General features: G+C 40.3%; 19 protein-coding genes. 14 read left to right on the top strand and 5 right to left on the bottom strand.

All coding sequences use genetic code 11. The features are described 5' to 3' along the window. Positions 1-12 precede the first annotated feature (12 nt). Positions 13-630: an NUDIX hydrolase gene (locus ABS766_RS00855; protein ID WP_408083183.1), complete on the bottom strand. Its 618-nt coding sequence runs from the start codon at positions 628-630 to the stop codon at positions 13-15. A 7-nt stretch (positions 631-637) separates the two neighbouring features. Between ABS766_RS00855 and pyrE the strand changes: the two genes are divergently transcribed. The 4 genes from pyrE (at position 638) to ABS766_RS00875 (ending at position 3,481) form a co-directional block, all read left to right on the top strand. Beyond that, positions 638-1,282 carry an orotate phosphoribosyltransferase gene (gene pyrE / locus ABS766_RS00860; RefSeq protein WP_408083184.1) on the top strand — a complete coding sequence of 215 codons (645 nt, stop codon included), beginning with the start codon at positions 638-640 and terminating at the stop codon, positions 1,280-1,282. 133 nt (positions 1,283-1,415) lie between these two features. Beyond that, on the top strand, positions 1,416-1,808 hold the full coding sequence (locus ABS766_RS00865) for an SRPBCC family protein (protein WP_408083185.1): 393 nt from the start codon (positions 1,416-1,418) through the stop codon (positions 1,806-1,808). Positions 1,809-2,124: 316 nt separating this feature from the next. Then, entirely contained in the window at positions 2,125-2,676 is a 552-nt protein-coding gene (locus ABS766_RS00870) for a hypothetical protein (RefSeq protein WP_408083186.1), read from the top strand. A 94-nt stretch (positions 2,677-2,770) separates the two neighbouring features. Beyond that, positions 2,771-3,481: a DUF4241 domain-containing protein gene (locus ABS766_RS00875; protein ID WP_408083187.1), complete on the top strand. Its 711-nt coding sequence runs from the start codon at positions 2,771-2,773 to the stop codon at positions 3,479-3,481. A gap of 52 nt (positions 3,482-3,533) precedes the next feature. Here the strand turns inward: ABS766_RS00875 and ABS766_RS00880 are convergent, their stop codons facing one another. Next, positions 3,534-4,262: a biotin--[acetyl-CoA-carboxylase] ligase gene (locus tag ABS766_RS00880; protein WP_408083188.1), complete on the bottom strand. Its 729-nt coding sequence runs from the start codon at positions 4,260-4,262 to the stop codon at positions 3,534-3,536. A gap of 97 nt (positions 4,263-4,359) precedes the next feature. On the opposite strand from ABS766_RS00880, the gene rsfS reads away from it, so the two are divergent. From rsfS to ABS766_RS00915, 7 genes are all read left to right on the top strand, one after another. Next, on the top strand, positions 4,360-4,731 hold the full coding sequence (rsfS, locus tag ABS766_RS00885) for a ribosome silencing factor (protein WP_408083190.1): 372 nt from the start codon (positions 4,360-4,362) through the stop codon (positions 4,729-4,731). A gap of 18 nt (positions 4,732-4,749) precedes the next feature. Continuing rightward, positions 4,750-6,684, top strand: coding sequence for an ATP-dependent zinc metalloprotease FtsH (gene ftsH / locus ABS766_RS00890; RefSeq protein ID WP_408083192.1), 1,935 nt, complete (start codon positions 4,750-4,752; stop codon positions 6,682-6,684). A 101-nt stretch (positions 6,685-6,785) separates the two neighbouring features. Then, a complete protein-coding gene (locus ABS766_RS00895) occupies positions 6,786-7,388 on the top strand; it encodes a lactate utilization protein B/C (RefSeq protein WP_408083194.1) in 603 nt (200 codons plus the stop codon). Positions 7,389-7,390: 2 nt separating this feature from the next. After that, positions 7,391-8,203 (top strand): phosphatidate cytidylyltransferase, encoded by an 813-nt coding sequence (locus ABS766_RS00900; RefSeq protein ID WP_408083196.1) that lies wholly within the window; start codon positions 7,391-7,393, stop codon positions 8,201-8,203. Further along, on the top strand, positions 8,193-8,846 hold the full coding sequence (locus tag ABS766_RS00905) for a phosphatidylserine decarboxylase family protein (RefSeq protein ID WP_408083197.1): 654 nt from the start codon (positions 8,193-8,195) through the stop codon (positions 8,844-8,846). The genes ABS766_RS00900 and ABS766_RS00905 overlap by 11 nt, the downstream gene beginning before the upstream one ends. A 1-nt stretch (position 8,847) precedes the next feature. Next, positions 8,848-9,111: an acyl-CoA-binding protein gene (locus tag ABS766_RS00910; RefSeq protein WP_408083198.1), complete on the top strand. Its 264-nt coding sequence runs from the start codon at positions 8,848-8,850 to the stop codon at positions 9,109-9,111. A 59-nt stretch (positions 9,112-9,170) separates the two neighbouring features. Next, the gene (locus tag ABS766_RS00915; protein ID WP_408083492.1) at positions 9,171-9,896 is read left to right on the top strand and encodes a superoxide dismutase; all 726 of its coding nucleotides are present in this window, start codon (positions 9,171-9,173) and stop codon (positions 9,894-9,896) included. A gap of 147 nt (positions 9,897-10,043) precedes the next feature. On the opposite strand, the gene def is transcribed toward ABS766_RS00915, so the two are convergent. Next, positions 10,044-10,694, bottom strand: coding sequence for a peptide deformylase (gene def / locus ABS766_RS00920; protein WP_408083199.1), 651 nt, complete (start codon positions 10,692-10,694; stop codon positions 10,044-10,046). A 2-nt stretch (positions 10,695-10,696) separates the two neighbouring features. After that, entirely contained in the window at positions 10,697-12,088 is a 1,392-nt protein-coding gene (gene glmM, locus ABS766_RS00925) for a phosphoglucosamine mutase (RefSeq protein ID WP_408083200.1), read from the bottom strand. 97 nt (positions 12,089-12,185) lie between these two features. On the opposite strand from glmM, the gene ABS766_RS00930 reads away from it, so the two are divergent. From ABS766_RS00930 to ABS766_RS00940, 3 genes are all read left to right on the top strand, one after another. After that, positions 12,186-12,767 (top strand): acyl carrier protein phosphodiesterase, encoded by a 582-nt coding sequence (locus ABS766_RS00930; protein ID WP_408083201.1) that lies wholly within the window; start codon positions 12,186-12,188, stop codon positions 12,765-12,767. 177 nt (positions 12,768-12,944) lie between these two features. Beyond that, entirely contained in the window at positions 12,945-14,762 is a 1,818-nt protein-coding gene (locus tag ABS766_RS00935; RefSeq protein ID WP_408083202.1) for a chloride channel protein, read from the top strand. 60 nt (positions 14,763-14,822) lie between these two features. Then, on the top strand, positions 14,823-15,734 hold the full coding sequence (locus tag ABS766_RS00940; RefSeq protein WP_408083203.1) for an NAD(P)/FAD-dependent oxidoreductase: 912 nt from the start codon (positions 14,823-14,825) through the stop codon (positions 15,732-15,734). Positions 15,735-15,785: 51 nt separating this feature from the next. Here the strand turns inward: ABS766_RS00940 and fsa are convergent, their stop codons facing one another. After that, positions 15,786-16,442, bottom strand: coding sequence for a fructose-6-phosphate aldolase (gene fsa / locus ABS766_RS00945; protein ID WP_408083204.1), 657 nt, complete (start codon positions 16,440-16,442; stop codon positions 15,786-15,788). Between the last annotated feature and the right edge of the window lie 9 nt (positions 16,443-16,451).

A 16,451-nucleotide genomic window follows, 5' to 3' on the forward strand; every position in this document is an offset into this window, starting at 1 on the left:
TATTTATAAGCATTATAGATGTTGCCCCTGCTTTGCTACAGTTTCTTTTTCAAACAGCAGCTTAATGTTTTCGTAAGAATTGGTGAGTGCTTCTTTTATCTGCTCAGGGTTTAGCCAGGCTACCTGCTCAATGCCTTCGTTGGCCTGCCCTGTTAATTTACCCTCGTAACTGGTTTTCATTTCAAACCAGTGGGTAATTTTCAGTTTATACTGGCCATTGCGCTTAAAAATATGATATGTTTTTTGCAGTTTTTTGGTTATTTTAAGCCCCTTGCATCCGGTTTCTTCTTCTACTTCCCTAACCGCAGTATCTTCAATATCCTCCCCTTTTTCGGTCCCGCCTTTGGGCAGGTCCCACTTTCCATTCCTGAAAATAAACAGCACTTCACCTTTGGTGTTGCGCACAAGGCCACCCCCCGCTTTTGCTGCCGGTATTTTTTCCTTAAGCTTTTTTAATATCACCCTGGCATCAGGATAATATAAAGAGGCCTTGCCTACTTTATTATTAAAAATGTTTTTAATAAGCTGCTCAATATCTACACTTTCCAACAAAAACATCTGGAAATCGGTCTCCTTTTCAACCCTGTCGGTCAAAAAAAGTGGCTTATCGTTCACAAAAACTTTATACATTTGCAATATGATTTTCAACACAGACATCGCTAAAAAAACGGCCGAATTGCTTTTACAAATAAACGCAATTAAATTAAATCCAAAAAATCCTTTTACATGGGCTTCCGGATGGAAATCTCCCATATATTGTGATAACCGTGTAACGCTATCATTTCCCCCGATTCGTAATTACATTCGCGAAGAATTTTCTAAACATATAGAAAAAGAATTTGGAAAGCCCGAGGTTATTGCAGGCGTAGCTACAGGCGCTATTGGCATTGGCATGCTGGTGGCAGAGTATATGGGGCTACCCTTTGTGTATGTGCGACCAGAGCCAAAAAAACACGGCCGCCAAAACCAGATAGAAGGTTTTTTGCAAAAAGGACAAAATGTAATTGTGGTAGAAGACCTTATAAGTACCGGAAATAGCAGTTTGCAGGCAGTTGAGGCGCTAAAAGCCGCCGGGGCCAATGTAAAAGGCATGGTAGCCATATTTACATACGGTTTTGATGTATCGGTTGAAAATTTTAAAAATGCCAATATTACACTACACACACTTGGTAATTATGATACGCTTTTAGAAAAAGCAGTAGAAAAGCAATATATTACTGAAAAAGAAGAAGAGTTGCTAAAATCATGGCGCAAAAACCCGTCAACTTGGGGGCAGGAGTAATCTGTAATTAAAATACAAATACTAAAGCAGAGGGTACGCATGAAGGTACTTCAAACATGTTTGTCAAAAAACAGATAGAAAAACTTTTTGGTAAAAGATAAATAAATACTTTTGGGGTAAAATCTGACACATTATGAATTTAGAAAGCCCGAAAGTAACCGTTGATAAGCCTGCACAATATATTTTTGATGCCCTGAGTGATGTAAAGAATTTTCAGAAACTAATGCCCGAAAACACCGCAAAATTTGAGGTAACGGGAGAAGATTCTTTTATTTTTGCCCTTAAAGGCATGCCCGAAATTAAATTAAAGATTAAGGAAAAGCAGCCCGCTAGCAAACTGGTATTAGGGGCGGCAAGCGATAAACTGCCTTTTACACTCACAGGTAATATAGATGCTATTACTGAAACATCTGCCCAGGTACAGCTTTTTTTTGAAGGTGAATTTAATGCCATGATGGCCATGATGATAAAAGGGCCCATTACAAAATTTATTGAAACACTTGCAGGCAACATGCATAAACTCTAAATAAAATTTTAAATTTTATTATTACCAAATAGTTAATTTAATTAACTTAGCAGCACTCCCTTACGGGGGTGCTGCTTTTTTTTAATGCCCCTTACCCGGCCAGGGCATTAAAGCTTTTGCTAACCAAAATTTAACCGCTATGAAAACAGTTTCTAATTTCCTTTTGGCATGGGGGGTAATATTTGTTACCCTTATAGCAGGCTCCGGCACAGATGACGACCCTGTTTATTAAACCACTCACACGTGCAACACACGTAAAAAATTAGTAAAAGCCTGTTTTCAGGCTTTTTTTATAAATTAGCGCAAAATAGCTGCTATGAAATTCAGGTTTTTGTTATCTGTTATATTATTTACCGGTTGGTACTGCCGGGCGCAACAACCCGATGCCGATTTACACAAGGCAATAATGCTGCAGGCAAATAGCATGGCAAAAGCCTTTATTGATAAAGATTACGATACTTTTTTTCAATTTACCCACCCGGCGGTAATACGGGTTATGGGTGGTGCCGAAAAAATGAAGAAAGAAACCATAGCATCATTAAAAGAACTTGAAAAGGAAACCAATGTTAAATTTCTCTCTGTAAACTTTGGAGAACTCTCAAAAATAGAAACATCGGGAGAAGAACTTCAGTGTACCTTTCCGCAAATGATAGAAATGAAGGTACCCGGTGGCAGGCTTACTGCCATAACTACTCTTATAGCATTATCAGAAAACGGAGGCAAAAACTGGTATTTTATTGATGCGTCTGGCAATTCACTTGAGGCAATGCAAACCCTTATACCCAGCCTTAGCCCTAACTTGCAAATACCCGAAGCGCCTGATCCTATTTTTGAAGCTGACAACCCTGCACCCCAAGAAAAAGAATAGCAGTTTTTTTATCAGGTTAAAGATTTTATAAAGTGCCCAAACTTTACAAAAGGTTTTCAGTACCTTTAATCTTACAATATATACTTCATAAAAAATGAAAGACATCAATAACTTTGAGTTGCCTTACGATCTGGAAGAAGCAATGGACGGACAGGAGTTTGTAGAAATACATGTAGGCGATGTAAATCTGCCTACCGGTAAAATTATAGCCGCAGACCCTTTTTATACTGATGAACAGCCTCCTTTTGCCCGCACAGTTGTACCGGATAAATATCCGGTTTACATTTACATGGCAGAAACCGAAAGAAAGCAACACCGTGTTGCTTATGCAAAAATAAAATTCAGGCCCGAACAGGCAACCCGATGGATACTGGCACTAACCGAAGATTTAACCTCGAAAGAACTGGACGAACTTGGCAATGACGAATTTTATGGTTTTCCTGTAGAGTCTGGTTTAGCCTGCTTTATTGATGAAGAAACCAGCGAAAGGCTGGCACAAAGGATTGATGAAGTGCAGGATGCCGACCCCGAAGCCAATTATTATGACGAAGTGCTGGGAGAAGAGTTTAGGCAATATAGTGGTAAAAACAGTTTTTCGCGCGAATTGGGCGACTGGAACGACCACCACCCGGACAAAGATTCAGACAACAATGCTATAATGTTTGCATCAGGCTGGGGAGATGGGTACTACCCTGCTTATTGGGGCCTTGATGCCGATGGCGATGCCGTTGAGCTTGTGGTAGATTTTTTATTAAATGAATTTGATGCCCCGGAGGAAGATGATGAGGAGGGTGACGACGAATAATAAAAGTATTATATATTCCGGCTAATAATTGCAAAGAAGTACAGTAAGGCTGTTAATACAGCAACTGTACTTCTTTTATTTTGTATTCGGCAATAGTGTCGTCTTCAAGCTGTACCTGTAAAAGCCCTGTTTTACCCACACCCTTTATAATGCCCATAAACCGTTCATTATTCTTCTCAAAGGCCGAGGGTATGCCCTTGCGGTACAGCTTTTGCTCATAATACTTCCAGATGCTGCTGCTGTCATCATTTCTCAACCGTGAAACATTTTGCTTTAGCTGTTCCCCTATTTTTACCATAAGGTCATATTTGTCAAATTGCCTGCCTGCATGGTTAAAAAGAGAGGTTGCCTTTGGCAGGCCGTTAAAGCCCATCTGGTTCACATTAAGTCCTATACCTATTATAGAAAATATCTCGCCGTTGTTTTTAATACTATTTTCTATAAGTATGCCGCCGGTTTTTTTATTGCCTGCCAAAATGTCGTTAGGCCATTTAATCGATATCCCGCTTATATTTTCATTTTCAAGCGCCTGGGCAATGCTAACCGCAGTAGCCGCATTAAGGTTAAAAATTTCATCAATCCCCAGCAACAAATCTTTTACTAAAACACTAAAAGTTAAGTTTTTACCCGGCTCTACCTGCCACTCTGCACCCATTTGTCCACGGCCTTGTATCTGGTTTTCAGCCACTACCAGTGTAAAATTTTCAACATATTGGGTAGTGCATAGTTGCTTTAAATAATCATTAGTAGAGTTAATGGCACTGAGTTTGATAACATTCATGATAAAAGTATACGCAGTATTTTGTATTTTTAACAAAAGATTGGGTTCAAAAATAAATACAAAAAATGGTAACTTTGCGAAATATATAATTTTTTAAATGGCGAAAAACAATGTAAGTAATGATGATCTACTAACACAAATCATCAAAGGTATTGAAGAAGTTAAAGGCAATGATATAGATATTCTCGACCTCAGGGCAATAGATAATACCGTATGCGATTATTTTGTAATATGCAACGGTACATCAAACACACAGGTGAACGCTATAGTTCAATCCATCCAAAAAACAGTTTCTAAAGCATTAAAAGATAAACCATGGCACGTTGAAGGTACAGACAACGGAGAGTGGGTGCTCATGGATTACGTAAATATAGTAGTGCATGTATTTCAAAAACATGTACGCGAATATTATAACATAGAGAGTTTATGGGGCGATGCCCGCATAACCTCAATAGGCAACAACTACTAAACAGGAGAAAAAACAGCAATGTCAAAAGATAATAAACCAAACAAATACAAAGTAAGTCCGTGGCTAATTTACGGGGGAATCCTGTTAATTTTCCTTGCTATAAACTGGGTGGCCGGTGGTTCTGCATGGCATGACCCAAAACCTATATCGCTTTCTAATTTTTATAAATACTTAGACAGCAGCCAGGTAGACAAAGTTATTTTTAATAAAACTACGGCACAGGTATACTTAAAACCTACAGCGCTCGAAAAGCCCGAACATAAAAAGGTGCGTAATAATATGTTTGGCGAAGAAAACAAAGGCCCGCACTACAACCTTGAAATAGGTAACTCAGAACTTTTTCAGAAAAGGCTGGATGAAGCCCGAGAAGAAGGAAAACTTAACGACTATGACCCCGAGCCGGAAAGCATGTGGGGCGATATACTTATAACCCTGTTACCTATACTTATCCTGGTGGCCTTGTGGCTGTTTATGATGCGGCGAATGGCCGGTGGGGGTGCCGGGGGTGCCGGAGGCCAGATATTTAACATCGGCAAGAGCAAAGCACGCCTATTTGATGAGAAAAACGACATTAAAGTTACCTTTAAAGATGTGGCTGGCCTTGAGGGTGCCAAAGAAGAAATACAGGAAATTGTAGAATTTCTTAAAACTCCGGAAAAATACACCAACATTGGAGGTAAAATTCCTAAAGGGGCATTGCTTGTAGGCCCTCCGGGTACGGGTAAAACCCTGCTTGCAAAGGCCGTTGCCGGCGAAGCAAAAGTACCTTTCTTTTCTCTTTCAGGTTCAGACTTTGTAGAGATGTTTGTTGGGGTGGGTGCCTCAAGAGTGCGCGACCTGTTTAAACAGGCCAAAGAAAAATCGCCCGCTATTATATTTATTGATGAAATTGATGCCGTGGGCCGCGCCCGTGGTAAAAATAATTTCTCGGGTTCTAACGACGAAAGAGAAAACACACTTAACCAACTACTTACCGAAATGGATGGTTTTGGCACCAATACAAATGTTATTGTGCTTGCCGCTACCAACCGTGCCGATGTACTGGATAAAGCACTTATGCGTGCCGGACGTTTTGACAGGCAGATTTATGTAGACCTGCCGGACATTCGCGAGCGTAAAGAAATATTTGAGGTACACCTTAAGCCTCTTAAAAAATCTGAGGACCTGGATACCGAATTTTTGGCCAAACAAACTCCCGGCTTTAGCGGGGCTGATATTGCCAATGTATGTAATGAGGCTGCACTGGTAGCTGCCCGTAAGGATAAAAAAGCGGTAGACAAGCAGGATTTTCTTGATGCGGTAGACCGTATTGTGGGTGGCCTTGAAAAGAAAAATAAAATTATTTCTCCCGAAGAAAAGCGTGCCATTGCTATACATGAGGCAGGCCACGCAACAGTGAGCTGGATGCTGGAACACGCTGCACCACTGGTTAAAGTAACTATAGTGCCGCGCGGGCAAAGCCTTGGTGCTGCCTGGTACCTGCCTGAAGAACGCCTTATTGTAAGGCCGGATCAGATGATGGACGAAATGTGTGCTACCATGGGAGGGCGTGCTGCCGAAAAAGTAATTTTTAACCGTATATCTACCGGTGCGCTGAGCGATCTTGAAAAAGTGACCAAACAGGCACGCGCCATGGTTACCATATATGGACTTAATGAAAAACTGGGTAATGTTACCTATTACGATTCAAGCGGGCAGAGCGAATATAATTTCTCCAAACCTTATTCTGAAGATACTGCACAGGTAATTGATAAAGAAATATCACTACTTATTGAGGCCCAGTACCAGCGTGCTATACAAATACTGGATGAAAATAAAGACAAGCTTTTAAAACTTGCCGACATACTTATAGAAAAAGAAGTGATCTTTAAAGACGACCTTGAAGGCATATTTGGCAAAAGGCCATATGACAGACCGGAGATACCCGGATCTGAGGTAGTTACTGAAGCTTAATCCTTTTCTTAAATAATATCTAAAATCTTAATTCAATTCCCGGATTGAATTAAGATTTTTTTATCTTTGAGTTAACAAATGCAAAAAGAGGACAGTAACATATGAGTCTTTTTAAAAAACTTTTTGGCTCGGCCAGCGATGCACATGATGATGACATTAACAATGAGGCCGGAGCTGCCCTCGAAAACAAGCAAGTATATGACGATGAATTGTTTACCGTAAATTTTAAGAAAAATGGCGGTAAATTTTTATATTGCGAAAACCTTGGAGAGGTACATGAAGAGTTTTTAAATATTCTTGAAGAGAATGACTGGTTTGAGTGCGAAGCCCTGTGTTTCGAGCCACGCCTGCAACCCCTGCTTGAAGAAAACATGCTTACCTATGCCAACTCTAAAAATCCTAAATTTTTACTGGCCCTGTGCGAAAATCTTATTGCAGATGAAGGCGCTATTTTATTTTCATCTAACCAGATAAAACAAAATAAACCTAATGACCTGCCTGATAACATGGTGATTTTTGCCACTACCAGCCAGTTACTGCACAATAAAAGCGATGCTTTACGGCAAATAAAACAAAAATATAATAAAGATTATCCTACCAATATAACAGCAATAAAATATTTTGAAAAAGCTAAAGAAGAAGATTTCCTGCACTATGGTAGTGTGGCAAAAAATCTGTACCTTTTGCTTTTAGAAGATCTTTAAGAATGAATGAAAACGTAACCCGGACAATTTCAGGCATAATTTACATTGTTCTGCTATTAGCCGCAACCCTCTTTTCCCCTCTTAGTTTTACACTCCTGTTTTCAGTTTTGTTATTCCTTTCCGTACTGGAGTTTTGCAGGCTCTCTAACCTTAAACATACTATACCGTTAATTATGGCTTCCATAGGGCTGGTACTGTTTGGCTACTTTATAACTAATGGCTACCTCACCAACCTGCTCCTTAATTTTGCAGCGCTGTTTATTTCTGTAAACCTTATTATTGAGCTTTTTAAAAAAAATACTGTTACCGCACCTAAAGATGTTACAGCTAAGCTGGCACGGGTAGCCGGTTACATTATTATTCCATTTTTGCTTATCATAAAACTCCCCTTTTTACAAAACACCTATAACCCATATATAATAGTGGGCATGTTTGCCCTGATGTGGACTAACGATACTTTTGCTTATATAGTGGGCAAAAGCATGGGTAAACATAAACTATTTGAACGTATTTCACCAAAAAAAACCATAGAGGGTTTTTTGGGGGGATTGGCTTTTAGTATGGCAGCGGCTTATATACTGGGGCTATACTTAAAGTTTTTAACACCCATTCAGTGGATAATTTTTGCTGTAATACTGGTATTGTTTGGCACACTGGGCGATTTGGTTGAATCTAAACTGAAGCGCAATGCCGGTGTAAAAGACAGCGGTACCATAATGCCGGGGCATGGAGGTATACTTGACAGGACAGATAGTATTATATTTGCCATACCTTTCTTATTTTTGTACTATCAAATCATACTATATGTTTCATAAAGAAGGAGCCCGCATAATTTTAGTGTCACTTGTTATTACAGTGGCTGTAGCCTTATTAGCAGAAAAATTTATTGACAGTGCCACGTTAAAATTCATAATACAACTGGTAGTATTGGTATTTTTAGTACTTATATTACAATTTTTCAGGAACCCAAAAAGGCCGGTAACCGCTGCAGACCATTTATTACTGGCACCTGTAGACGGCAAAGTGGTAGTAATAGAAGAAGTATATGAGTCTGAATATTTTAAAGACAAAAGGTTACAGGTATCCATCTTTATGTCGCCCATTAATGTGCACGTTACCCGCTATCCGCTAAACGGACTTATAAAATTCAGCAAATACCATGCTGGTAAATACCTGGTAGCATGGCACCCAAAAGCCAGCGAAGAAAACGAAAGGACTACCGTGGTTATTGAAAACGTAGTGTTTGGCGAGGTGTTATACCGCCAGATTGCCGGTGCCCTTGCCCGCAGGATTGTAAACTATGCACAGCAGGGTATGCAGGCCGTGCAGGGTGCCGATGCCGGATTTATTAAATTTGGCTCAAGGGTAGATTTATTTTTACCTTTAGGTACAGAGATAAATGTATCGCTCAACCAAAAAGCTGTTGGGGGTAAAACAATAATTGCTGTTAAGGCCTGATATGCCCGAAAAAGATATAGAAACTTTGTTTAATGAAGCTTATGAAAAAGCTTCTGCAATGCAAAAGGCATTGCCGCCTGATGTTATGCTGCGTATTTATGCCTATTATAAGCAGGCTACACAAGGTGATATACGATTTAAAAACTGGCCTGAGATGGACCTGAGGAGTGCATTTAAAATGAATGCCTGGATGCAGGTACGGCACCTATCGGCAGATGAGGCTAAAAAAATGTATATAGAAACCATAAATTCACTCATTAAATAAAATCATAAATTATGAAAAAAATCAAAGTGTATGTTGCTGCATTTATTGCCATAGCCGCAATGCAATCATGCAAAGAGAACAAAGAGCTTGAAGAAGTAAAAATACCCGAACCTCAAAAGGAAGAAGCCCCTGCTGTGGGTAACCCGGATGATGTAAAAGCTGAAGAAGGCGCTTTTGGCGTAGCAAAATTACCATATGGTTATGATGCGCTTGAGCCTTATATTGATGCCCGTACTATGGAGATACACTACTCTAAACATTATACAGGCTATATCAATAAACTTAATGCAGCCATTAAAGGCACAGATATGGAAAAAAAATCCATAGAAGATATTTTAAAAGGGCTTGATATGCAAAATAAAGCAGTTAGAAATAACGGTGGCGGTTACTATAACCACACGCTTTATTGGCAAATAATGGGCCCTGATGCCGGTGGGGCGCCAACAGGGGCACTTGCCGAAGCAATAAACAAAAGCTTTGGTTCTTTTGACCAGTTTAAAGAAAAATTTTCTGATGCTGCAAAAACACAATTCGGTTCTGGCTGGGCATGGCTTGTAGTAGATAAAACCGGTAACCTTGCCATAGGCAGTACTCCTAACCAGGATAACCCGCTTATGCCGGGCGTAGATATATCCGGCACACCAATACTTGGCCTTGATGTTTGGGAACACGCTTATTACCTTAAATACCAAAACAAAAGGCCTGATTATGTAGATGCCTTTTTTAATGTAATTAACTGGAATGCTGTAGCTGAAAAATATCAGGCTGCCACAGCAACTAAATAAGATATAGTTATTAAGATATACTTTAACTTATCTGTTAAATTTATACGGCCTCAAATAGTCTGCTGACATTGAGGCCGTTTTTTATTATAACACCCGAAGTAACTCGGGATTTAAGAAATTTGAATATTTTCTATAAACCAACTTGGTTTACTGCCTTTTCAGTGGTTTTTCAAGAAAAAGGTTTACCTCTCCATTTATCGGTGTATAGTGTTTTTGTTCCTGCTGCTCCAGCCTGTCAGTAAACAATATCCCCAGCAGGTGATCAATTTCATGCTGAAAGATTACTGCAGTAAAACCTTCAACTATTTCATCATGATATTTTCCGTCTTTATCATAATACGTAATCCGTATGGTATAGCTACGCAATACATCTCCCCTTATATCCGGAATACTGAGGCATCCTTCAGGCCCCTTGCGCAATAAGGCAGATTGCCACGTAATTTTAGGGTTAAGGTACACCTCAAAAGGTTCGCCCTGTTTATCAAAGCGTTGCACCCATATAACATTTTTATTAATACCTACCTGTGGCGCGGCAATACCCACACCGGGGTTAAGCGTATCGGTTACGGTACTGTACATACGCTGTATAAGCAAGGGTAACATTTCATCTTTTAAGTTAACATCGGCAGATAATGTCTGCAACACCATCTTGTCTTTCGGGTTGGTAGTTTGCAGTACCCGCATAGGGGTTTGGGCACCACCCTCATTTATAAGTTGGTTATCGGCTTCAGTAATATTCTGCGCTTGTAAAGACGCAAAGACAAGTAAGGCAACACCCAGCATTATATATTTTTTCATACTTACAGGGTTGCTACGGCTTTAATTTCACCAATAATTTTTTCGGCAAGGGCATCGGCTTTCTCCTGTGTTTGTGCCTCGGTATAAATTCGTATAATAGGTTCGGTATTAGATTTTCGTAAATGTACCCACTCACTCGGAAAATCAATTTTTACACCATCCACAAGCGAAATTTTCATGTCAATATACTTCCCGGCCATGGCCTCCAGTATGGCATCTACATTTATCTGAGGGGTAAGCTCAATTTTGTTTTTGCTCATATAATACTGCGGGTATGAGGCGCGCAATGCAGCTACATCAGTATAATTATTTTCGGCCAGGTAGGTTAAAAACAACGCCACACCCACAACGGCATCGCGCCCGTAGTGCAGTTCGGGGTAAATAATTCCGCCATTTCCTTCGCCGCCTATTATGGCATTGTTCTTTTTCATCAGCTCTACCACATTTACCTCGCCTACAGCGCTGGGCTCATAACTGCCACCGTGTTTTTTGGTAATGTCATACAGCGCTCGCGAAGAAGACATATTACTAACCGTATTTCCCGGAGTTTTGCTTAATACATAGTCGGCACAGGCAACAAGGGTATATTCTTCACCAAACATTTCGCCATCATTACTAATAAAAGCAAGGCGGTCTACATCAGGGTCTACCACAATACCAAAATCTGCCTTCTCTTTCACCACAAGGCTACATATATCTTGTAAATGCTCTTTTAACGGCTCCGGGTTATGCGGAAAATGCCCTGTAGGCTCACAATACAACTTCACTACTTCTACCCCCATCTGCTCCAGGAGCATAGGTATAATAATCCCACCTGATGAATTAACGCCGTCTACCACTACTTTAAAATGCTTTTGCTTAACTGCTTCAGCATTTACCAGTGGCAGGTTCAGCACCTCATCAATGTGTATATCCATATACGCATCATTAATTGTTACCTCACCAAGCTGGTCTACATCGGCAAAATCAAAATTTTCATTATCTGCAATTTCAAGTATTTCCGCACCATCGGCAGCACTTAAAAATTCACCTTTTTCATTTAATAATTTCAGCGCATTCCATTGTTTTGGGTTATGGCTAGCAGTTAGTATAATACCACCGTCTGCCTTTTCCATAGGTACGGCAATTTCTACCGTTGGGGTAGTGCTAAGGCCCAGGTCTATAACATCAATACCTAAACCTGTAAGGGTATTCATTACCAGGTTATGTATCATGGGGCCGCTAATACGGGCATCTCTGCCTATAACTACTTTTATATTTTTTTTATCGGATTTTTGTTTGAGTAAAGTGCCATAAGCCGAAGCAAATTTTACTGCATCTACCGGTGTGAGGTTATCCCCGGTTTTACCGCCGATGGTTCCCCGTATGCCGGAAATAGATTTTATTAAAGTCATTATAATTCCTGTTTTATATTAAAACAAAGATACAGCATTGTGCTTATGCATCGTTAAAAAATGCCGGCCAACCAAAAAAAATGCCTATTTTCGGGGTATGAACATACTTGCCCATGCATATCTTTCAGCAGATGACGAAGAAATTAAAATCGGCAATTTTATAGCCGATGGCATACACGGGCACCCGCTTGATTTTAGCCCTGGCATAATTAAAGGCATTGTACTGCACCGTGCCATTGATGCTTTTACAGATGTGCACCCTGTTTTCAGGCAGGGTACAAAACGGTTGCACCCGGTATACCACCATTATGCCAGTGTAATTATGGATATATTTTATGATCATTTCCTGGCGAAAAACTGGCACCGATACCATACTACTCCTTTAGAAGAATTTGCAGCAGGATTCTACAGCCTGCTACAAGATAATTATGACATACTGCCCCCGCGTAACCAAAGCATGCTGCCACACATGATAGCGCATAACTGGCTGGTAAACTATGCAAAGCCCGAAGGAGTGGCACGTACCCTGAGCCAGTTGGACCGCCGCACAAAATATGATTCGGGAATGGCTAATGCCATAAATGAACTTGAGGAATATTACAACGAATATGAAGAAGAATTTCATACCTTTTTTACAGAAATAAGCGCTTTTGTAAAAGAAAAGAAAAAAGCATTATAGGCTTGGGTAGGTATATAAAAAAACACAAACGCAAGCTGTACATCAATTTATTAGCCTTACTTACCCTAATTGCTTTAGTAACAGAGAGGCATTAAAAAATATCTAAATTGTATCAAAAAAACTTTAATATAAAGTACCTTTGCAACCTATTGCAAAACTTCAAATTTTAATAAACAAATGCCAAGACGCATTGTTACAAAAACCAGGCTGTATTTCCGACACAGTTTGGGCCGGTTAGATATTTTTTTGTTTCTGCTTAAAAGCCTTTTGTCTGAAAGGCATTTTATATATCTTTCCTGTGTACTTGTATCTGCCTCTACAGCTTTTGCCGTAATTATACTAAAAAGTTTTGCCCACAATGTTTTCAGGTTTGCCAACTATGTAAACGGCTACCTTAAACTACCCTACATTAACAGTATATTGCCGATAGTAGGCATATTGCTTACCGTATTTGTAATAAAAAAAGTACTGGACAACAAGCTGGAAAAAGGCAGCTCGCGCATATTGGTGGCCGTAGCCAAAAAAGGCGGTATTATGCCACGCAAGCAAATGTATGCCCAAATTATAACCAGTTCACTTACTGTGGGTCTTGGCGGCTCTGCGGGGCTGGAATCGCCCATTACCATAACGGGGGCGGCATTTGGCTCTAACTTTGCCCGAAAATACAAGCTTTCTAAAAAAGACCGTATATTGCTTTTAGCCTGTGGCGTTGCCGCGGGTATTGCCGCAGCATTTAACGCCCCTATTGCAGGCGTGCTATTTGCTATAGAAGTTGTACTTACCGATGTAAGCATTACCGCTTTTATTCCCATCATGATATCGGCAGCTACGGGCGCCATAGTATCCACCATAGTACTAAATGAAGAAGTGCTGCTCTCATTCAGCCAGCGCCAGTTTTTCGATTACCATAATATACCGTATTATATCTTGCTGGGCATACTGGCCGGTTTTGTATCATTATACCATGCACGGGCTTTTCAGCGTATTGAAGAACATTTTGAAAAACTGCCTATTGGAGGCTATCGTAAGGCGCTTTATGGGGCACTGCCGTTAGCCCTGCTTATTTTCCTATTCCCAACACTATTTGGTGAAGGATATGAGAGTATTAAAACACTTTCTACAAATCCCGCAGGGCTTTTAGAAAACACCCTGCTGGAAGATGTTAAAACCAGTGGCTGGATATTGCTCATATTTACTGGTCTCACCATGTTATTTAAGGCTTTTGCAGCCGGGCTTACACTTGCCAGTGGCGGTAACGGGGGTAATTTTGCGCCTTCGCTTTTTGTAGGCTCCTATCTTGGCTTTTTTATGGCAAAATTTATAAACCTGCTTAACCTGGGTAAAGAACTCCCGGTTAGTAATTTCACCATTGTAGGTATGGCCGGTATTTTGAGCGGGCTTTTCCACGCACCGCTTACCGCTATCTTTCTTATAGGTGAAATTACAGGAGGTTATAACCTTATGGTACCGCTAATGATAGTATCTTCTATAAGTTTTGCCGTATCAAAACAGTTTGAAACCTATTCTATGGATGTAAAACACCTGGCAGATAAAGGGCAGGTATTTACCTCAGATAAAGATAAAAACATCCTTTCCAGTATTGATATACTGGAGGTAGTATCAACCGGGGCGCCAACAGTACTGGATACCCAAAAACCAGCAGAGGTGGTTTCGCTCCTCTCGGCACACCGTTATAACCATATTGGGGTGATAAATGAGAAAAAACGGCTTGTAGGTATTATTGACTTTGATAATATCCGCCATATTGTATTTAACTCGTTTAAATTAAAATATGCCACTATGGAGGAGATTATGACCGTGCCGCTACATATTGCATCAGTTGAAGACTCTATAGAAATGATTATGGAAAAGTTTGATGAGTCGGGTGCCGAATATCTTCCTATACTCAAAGATGAACGCTTTTATGGCTTTATTTACAAAGCCAAAATACTGGAATCATACCGCGAAAAACTGAAAGAAATTGTTATAGAATAAGCCTTATAACAATACGTTAAAATATTCTGACATGCTTATCCGGTTTGGTATCTTTAAAGCATGGAAGAAAAGGACCTTTATGATGTAATTATCATTGGCGGCAGCTATGCAGGCCTTTCGGCAGCGCTTGCCCTGGGCAGAAGCCTTCGTTATGTACTGGTCATAGACAGTGGTAACCCCTGTAATAAGCTGGCCCCACATTCGCATAATTTTATTACTAACGATGGCGTAACCCCCACTGAATTACATAACCATGCTAAAGAGCAGGTGCTTGCCTACCCCTCCGTAACGTTTATAGAAGGGCTGGCTACTGCGGTAGAGCCTAAAAATAACACCTTCATAGTTGCCACAGAAAGTGGTGACAATTATATTTCAAGAAAAATACTTTTTGCCACAGGCATTACCGATACACTGCCCATTACTCCCGGATTTTCAGACTGCTGGGGTAAAAGTATATTACACTGCCCCTATTGCCATGGCTATGAGGCCAAGGGCAAAAAAACAGCCGTTATAGGCAATGGAGATACAGGCTATGAAATGGCAAAAACCATACGGCAGTGGACTGCAAACCTCACCCTTTTCACCAACGGAACCAGTACCCTTACACCAGAAGAAACACTAAAGTTAAATACCTTTAATATTACCGTAGTAGAAAACACTATAAGTGCTATAGAAGAAGAAAACGGGTATGTAAAAAAAGTGCTATTTGAAGATGCAACACCGGAATTTCCTGAAGTGATTTATACCCAGTTGCCATTTATACAGCAGTGCAGTATACCGGAAGATTTGGGGGTAGAGTTTACTGATAAGGGTTTTATTTATGTATCAAAATATATGGAAACCTCATTGCCGGGCGTGTATGCCGCAGGCGATTGCCTTTCCCTATTCCGGTCAGTTGCCCATGCGGTTTCCAGCGGCAATAAAGCCGGGGCAATAATAAATAAAAAACTGATAGAAGAGCAGTTTGCCTAAAAAAGAACGGCAGGCTTAATAGCCTGCCGTAGTATATATTAAATCGGTATATTATTTATTCCCTTTTTCGTAATCGGCAATAAACTGTGCCAGTCCTGCATCAGTTAAAGGGTGTTTTAACAAACCTGAAATAGCCGAAAGTGGCCCGGTTATTACATCAGCGCCAATTTTAGCACAGTTTACAATGTGCATGGTATGGCGTACCGAAGCAGCAAGTATCTGCGTTTCGTACGCATAATTGTCATAAATTTCACGTATCTCCTCAATAAGGTTAAGCCCATCGGTAGAAATATCATCCAGCCTGCCTATAAATGGCGAAACGTAAGTGGCACCGGCTTTTGCAGCCAATAGTGCCTGCCCTGCGGAAAACACAAGGGTAACATTGGTTTTAATACCTTTATCAGTAAAATATTTACAGGCTTTAATACCATCTTTTATCAGCGGAAGTTTTACCACAATACGGTCATGCAGGTCGGCAAGTTCTTCGCCCTCACGTATCATACCTTCAAAATCAGTAGCAATTACTTCAGCGCTAACATCACCATCGGTTATGTTACAAATATCCACATAGTGCTTTAAAATGTTATTCTTACCGGTTATACCCTCTTTAGCCATAAGCGAAGGGTTGGTAGTAACACCATCAAGCACGCCAAGTTCCTGTGCTTCTTTTATCTGTGCAAGGTTTGCTGTATCAATAAAAAATTTCATATGTGTTGT

The organism is Flavobacterium rhizosphaerae (genome assembly GCF_046000445.1).
GTDB lineage: Bacteria > Bacteroidota > Bacteroidia > Flavobacteriales > Flavobacteriaceae > Flavobacterium > Flavobacterium rhizosphaerae.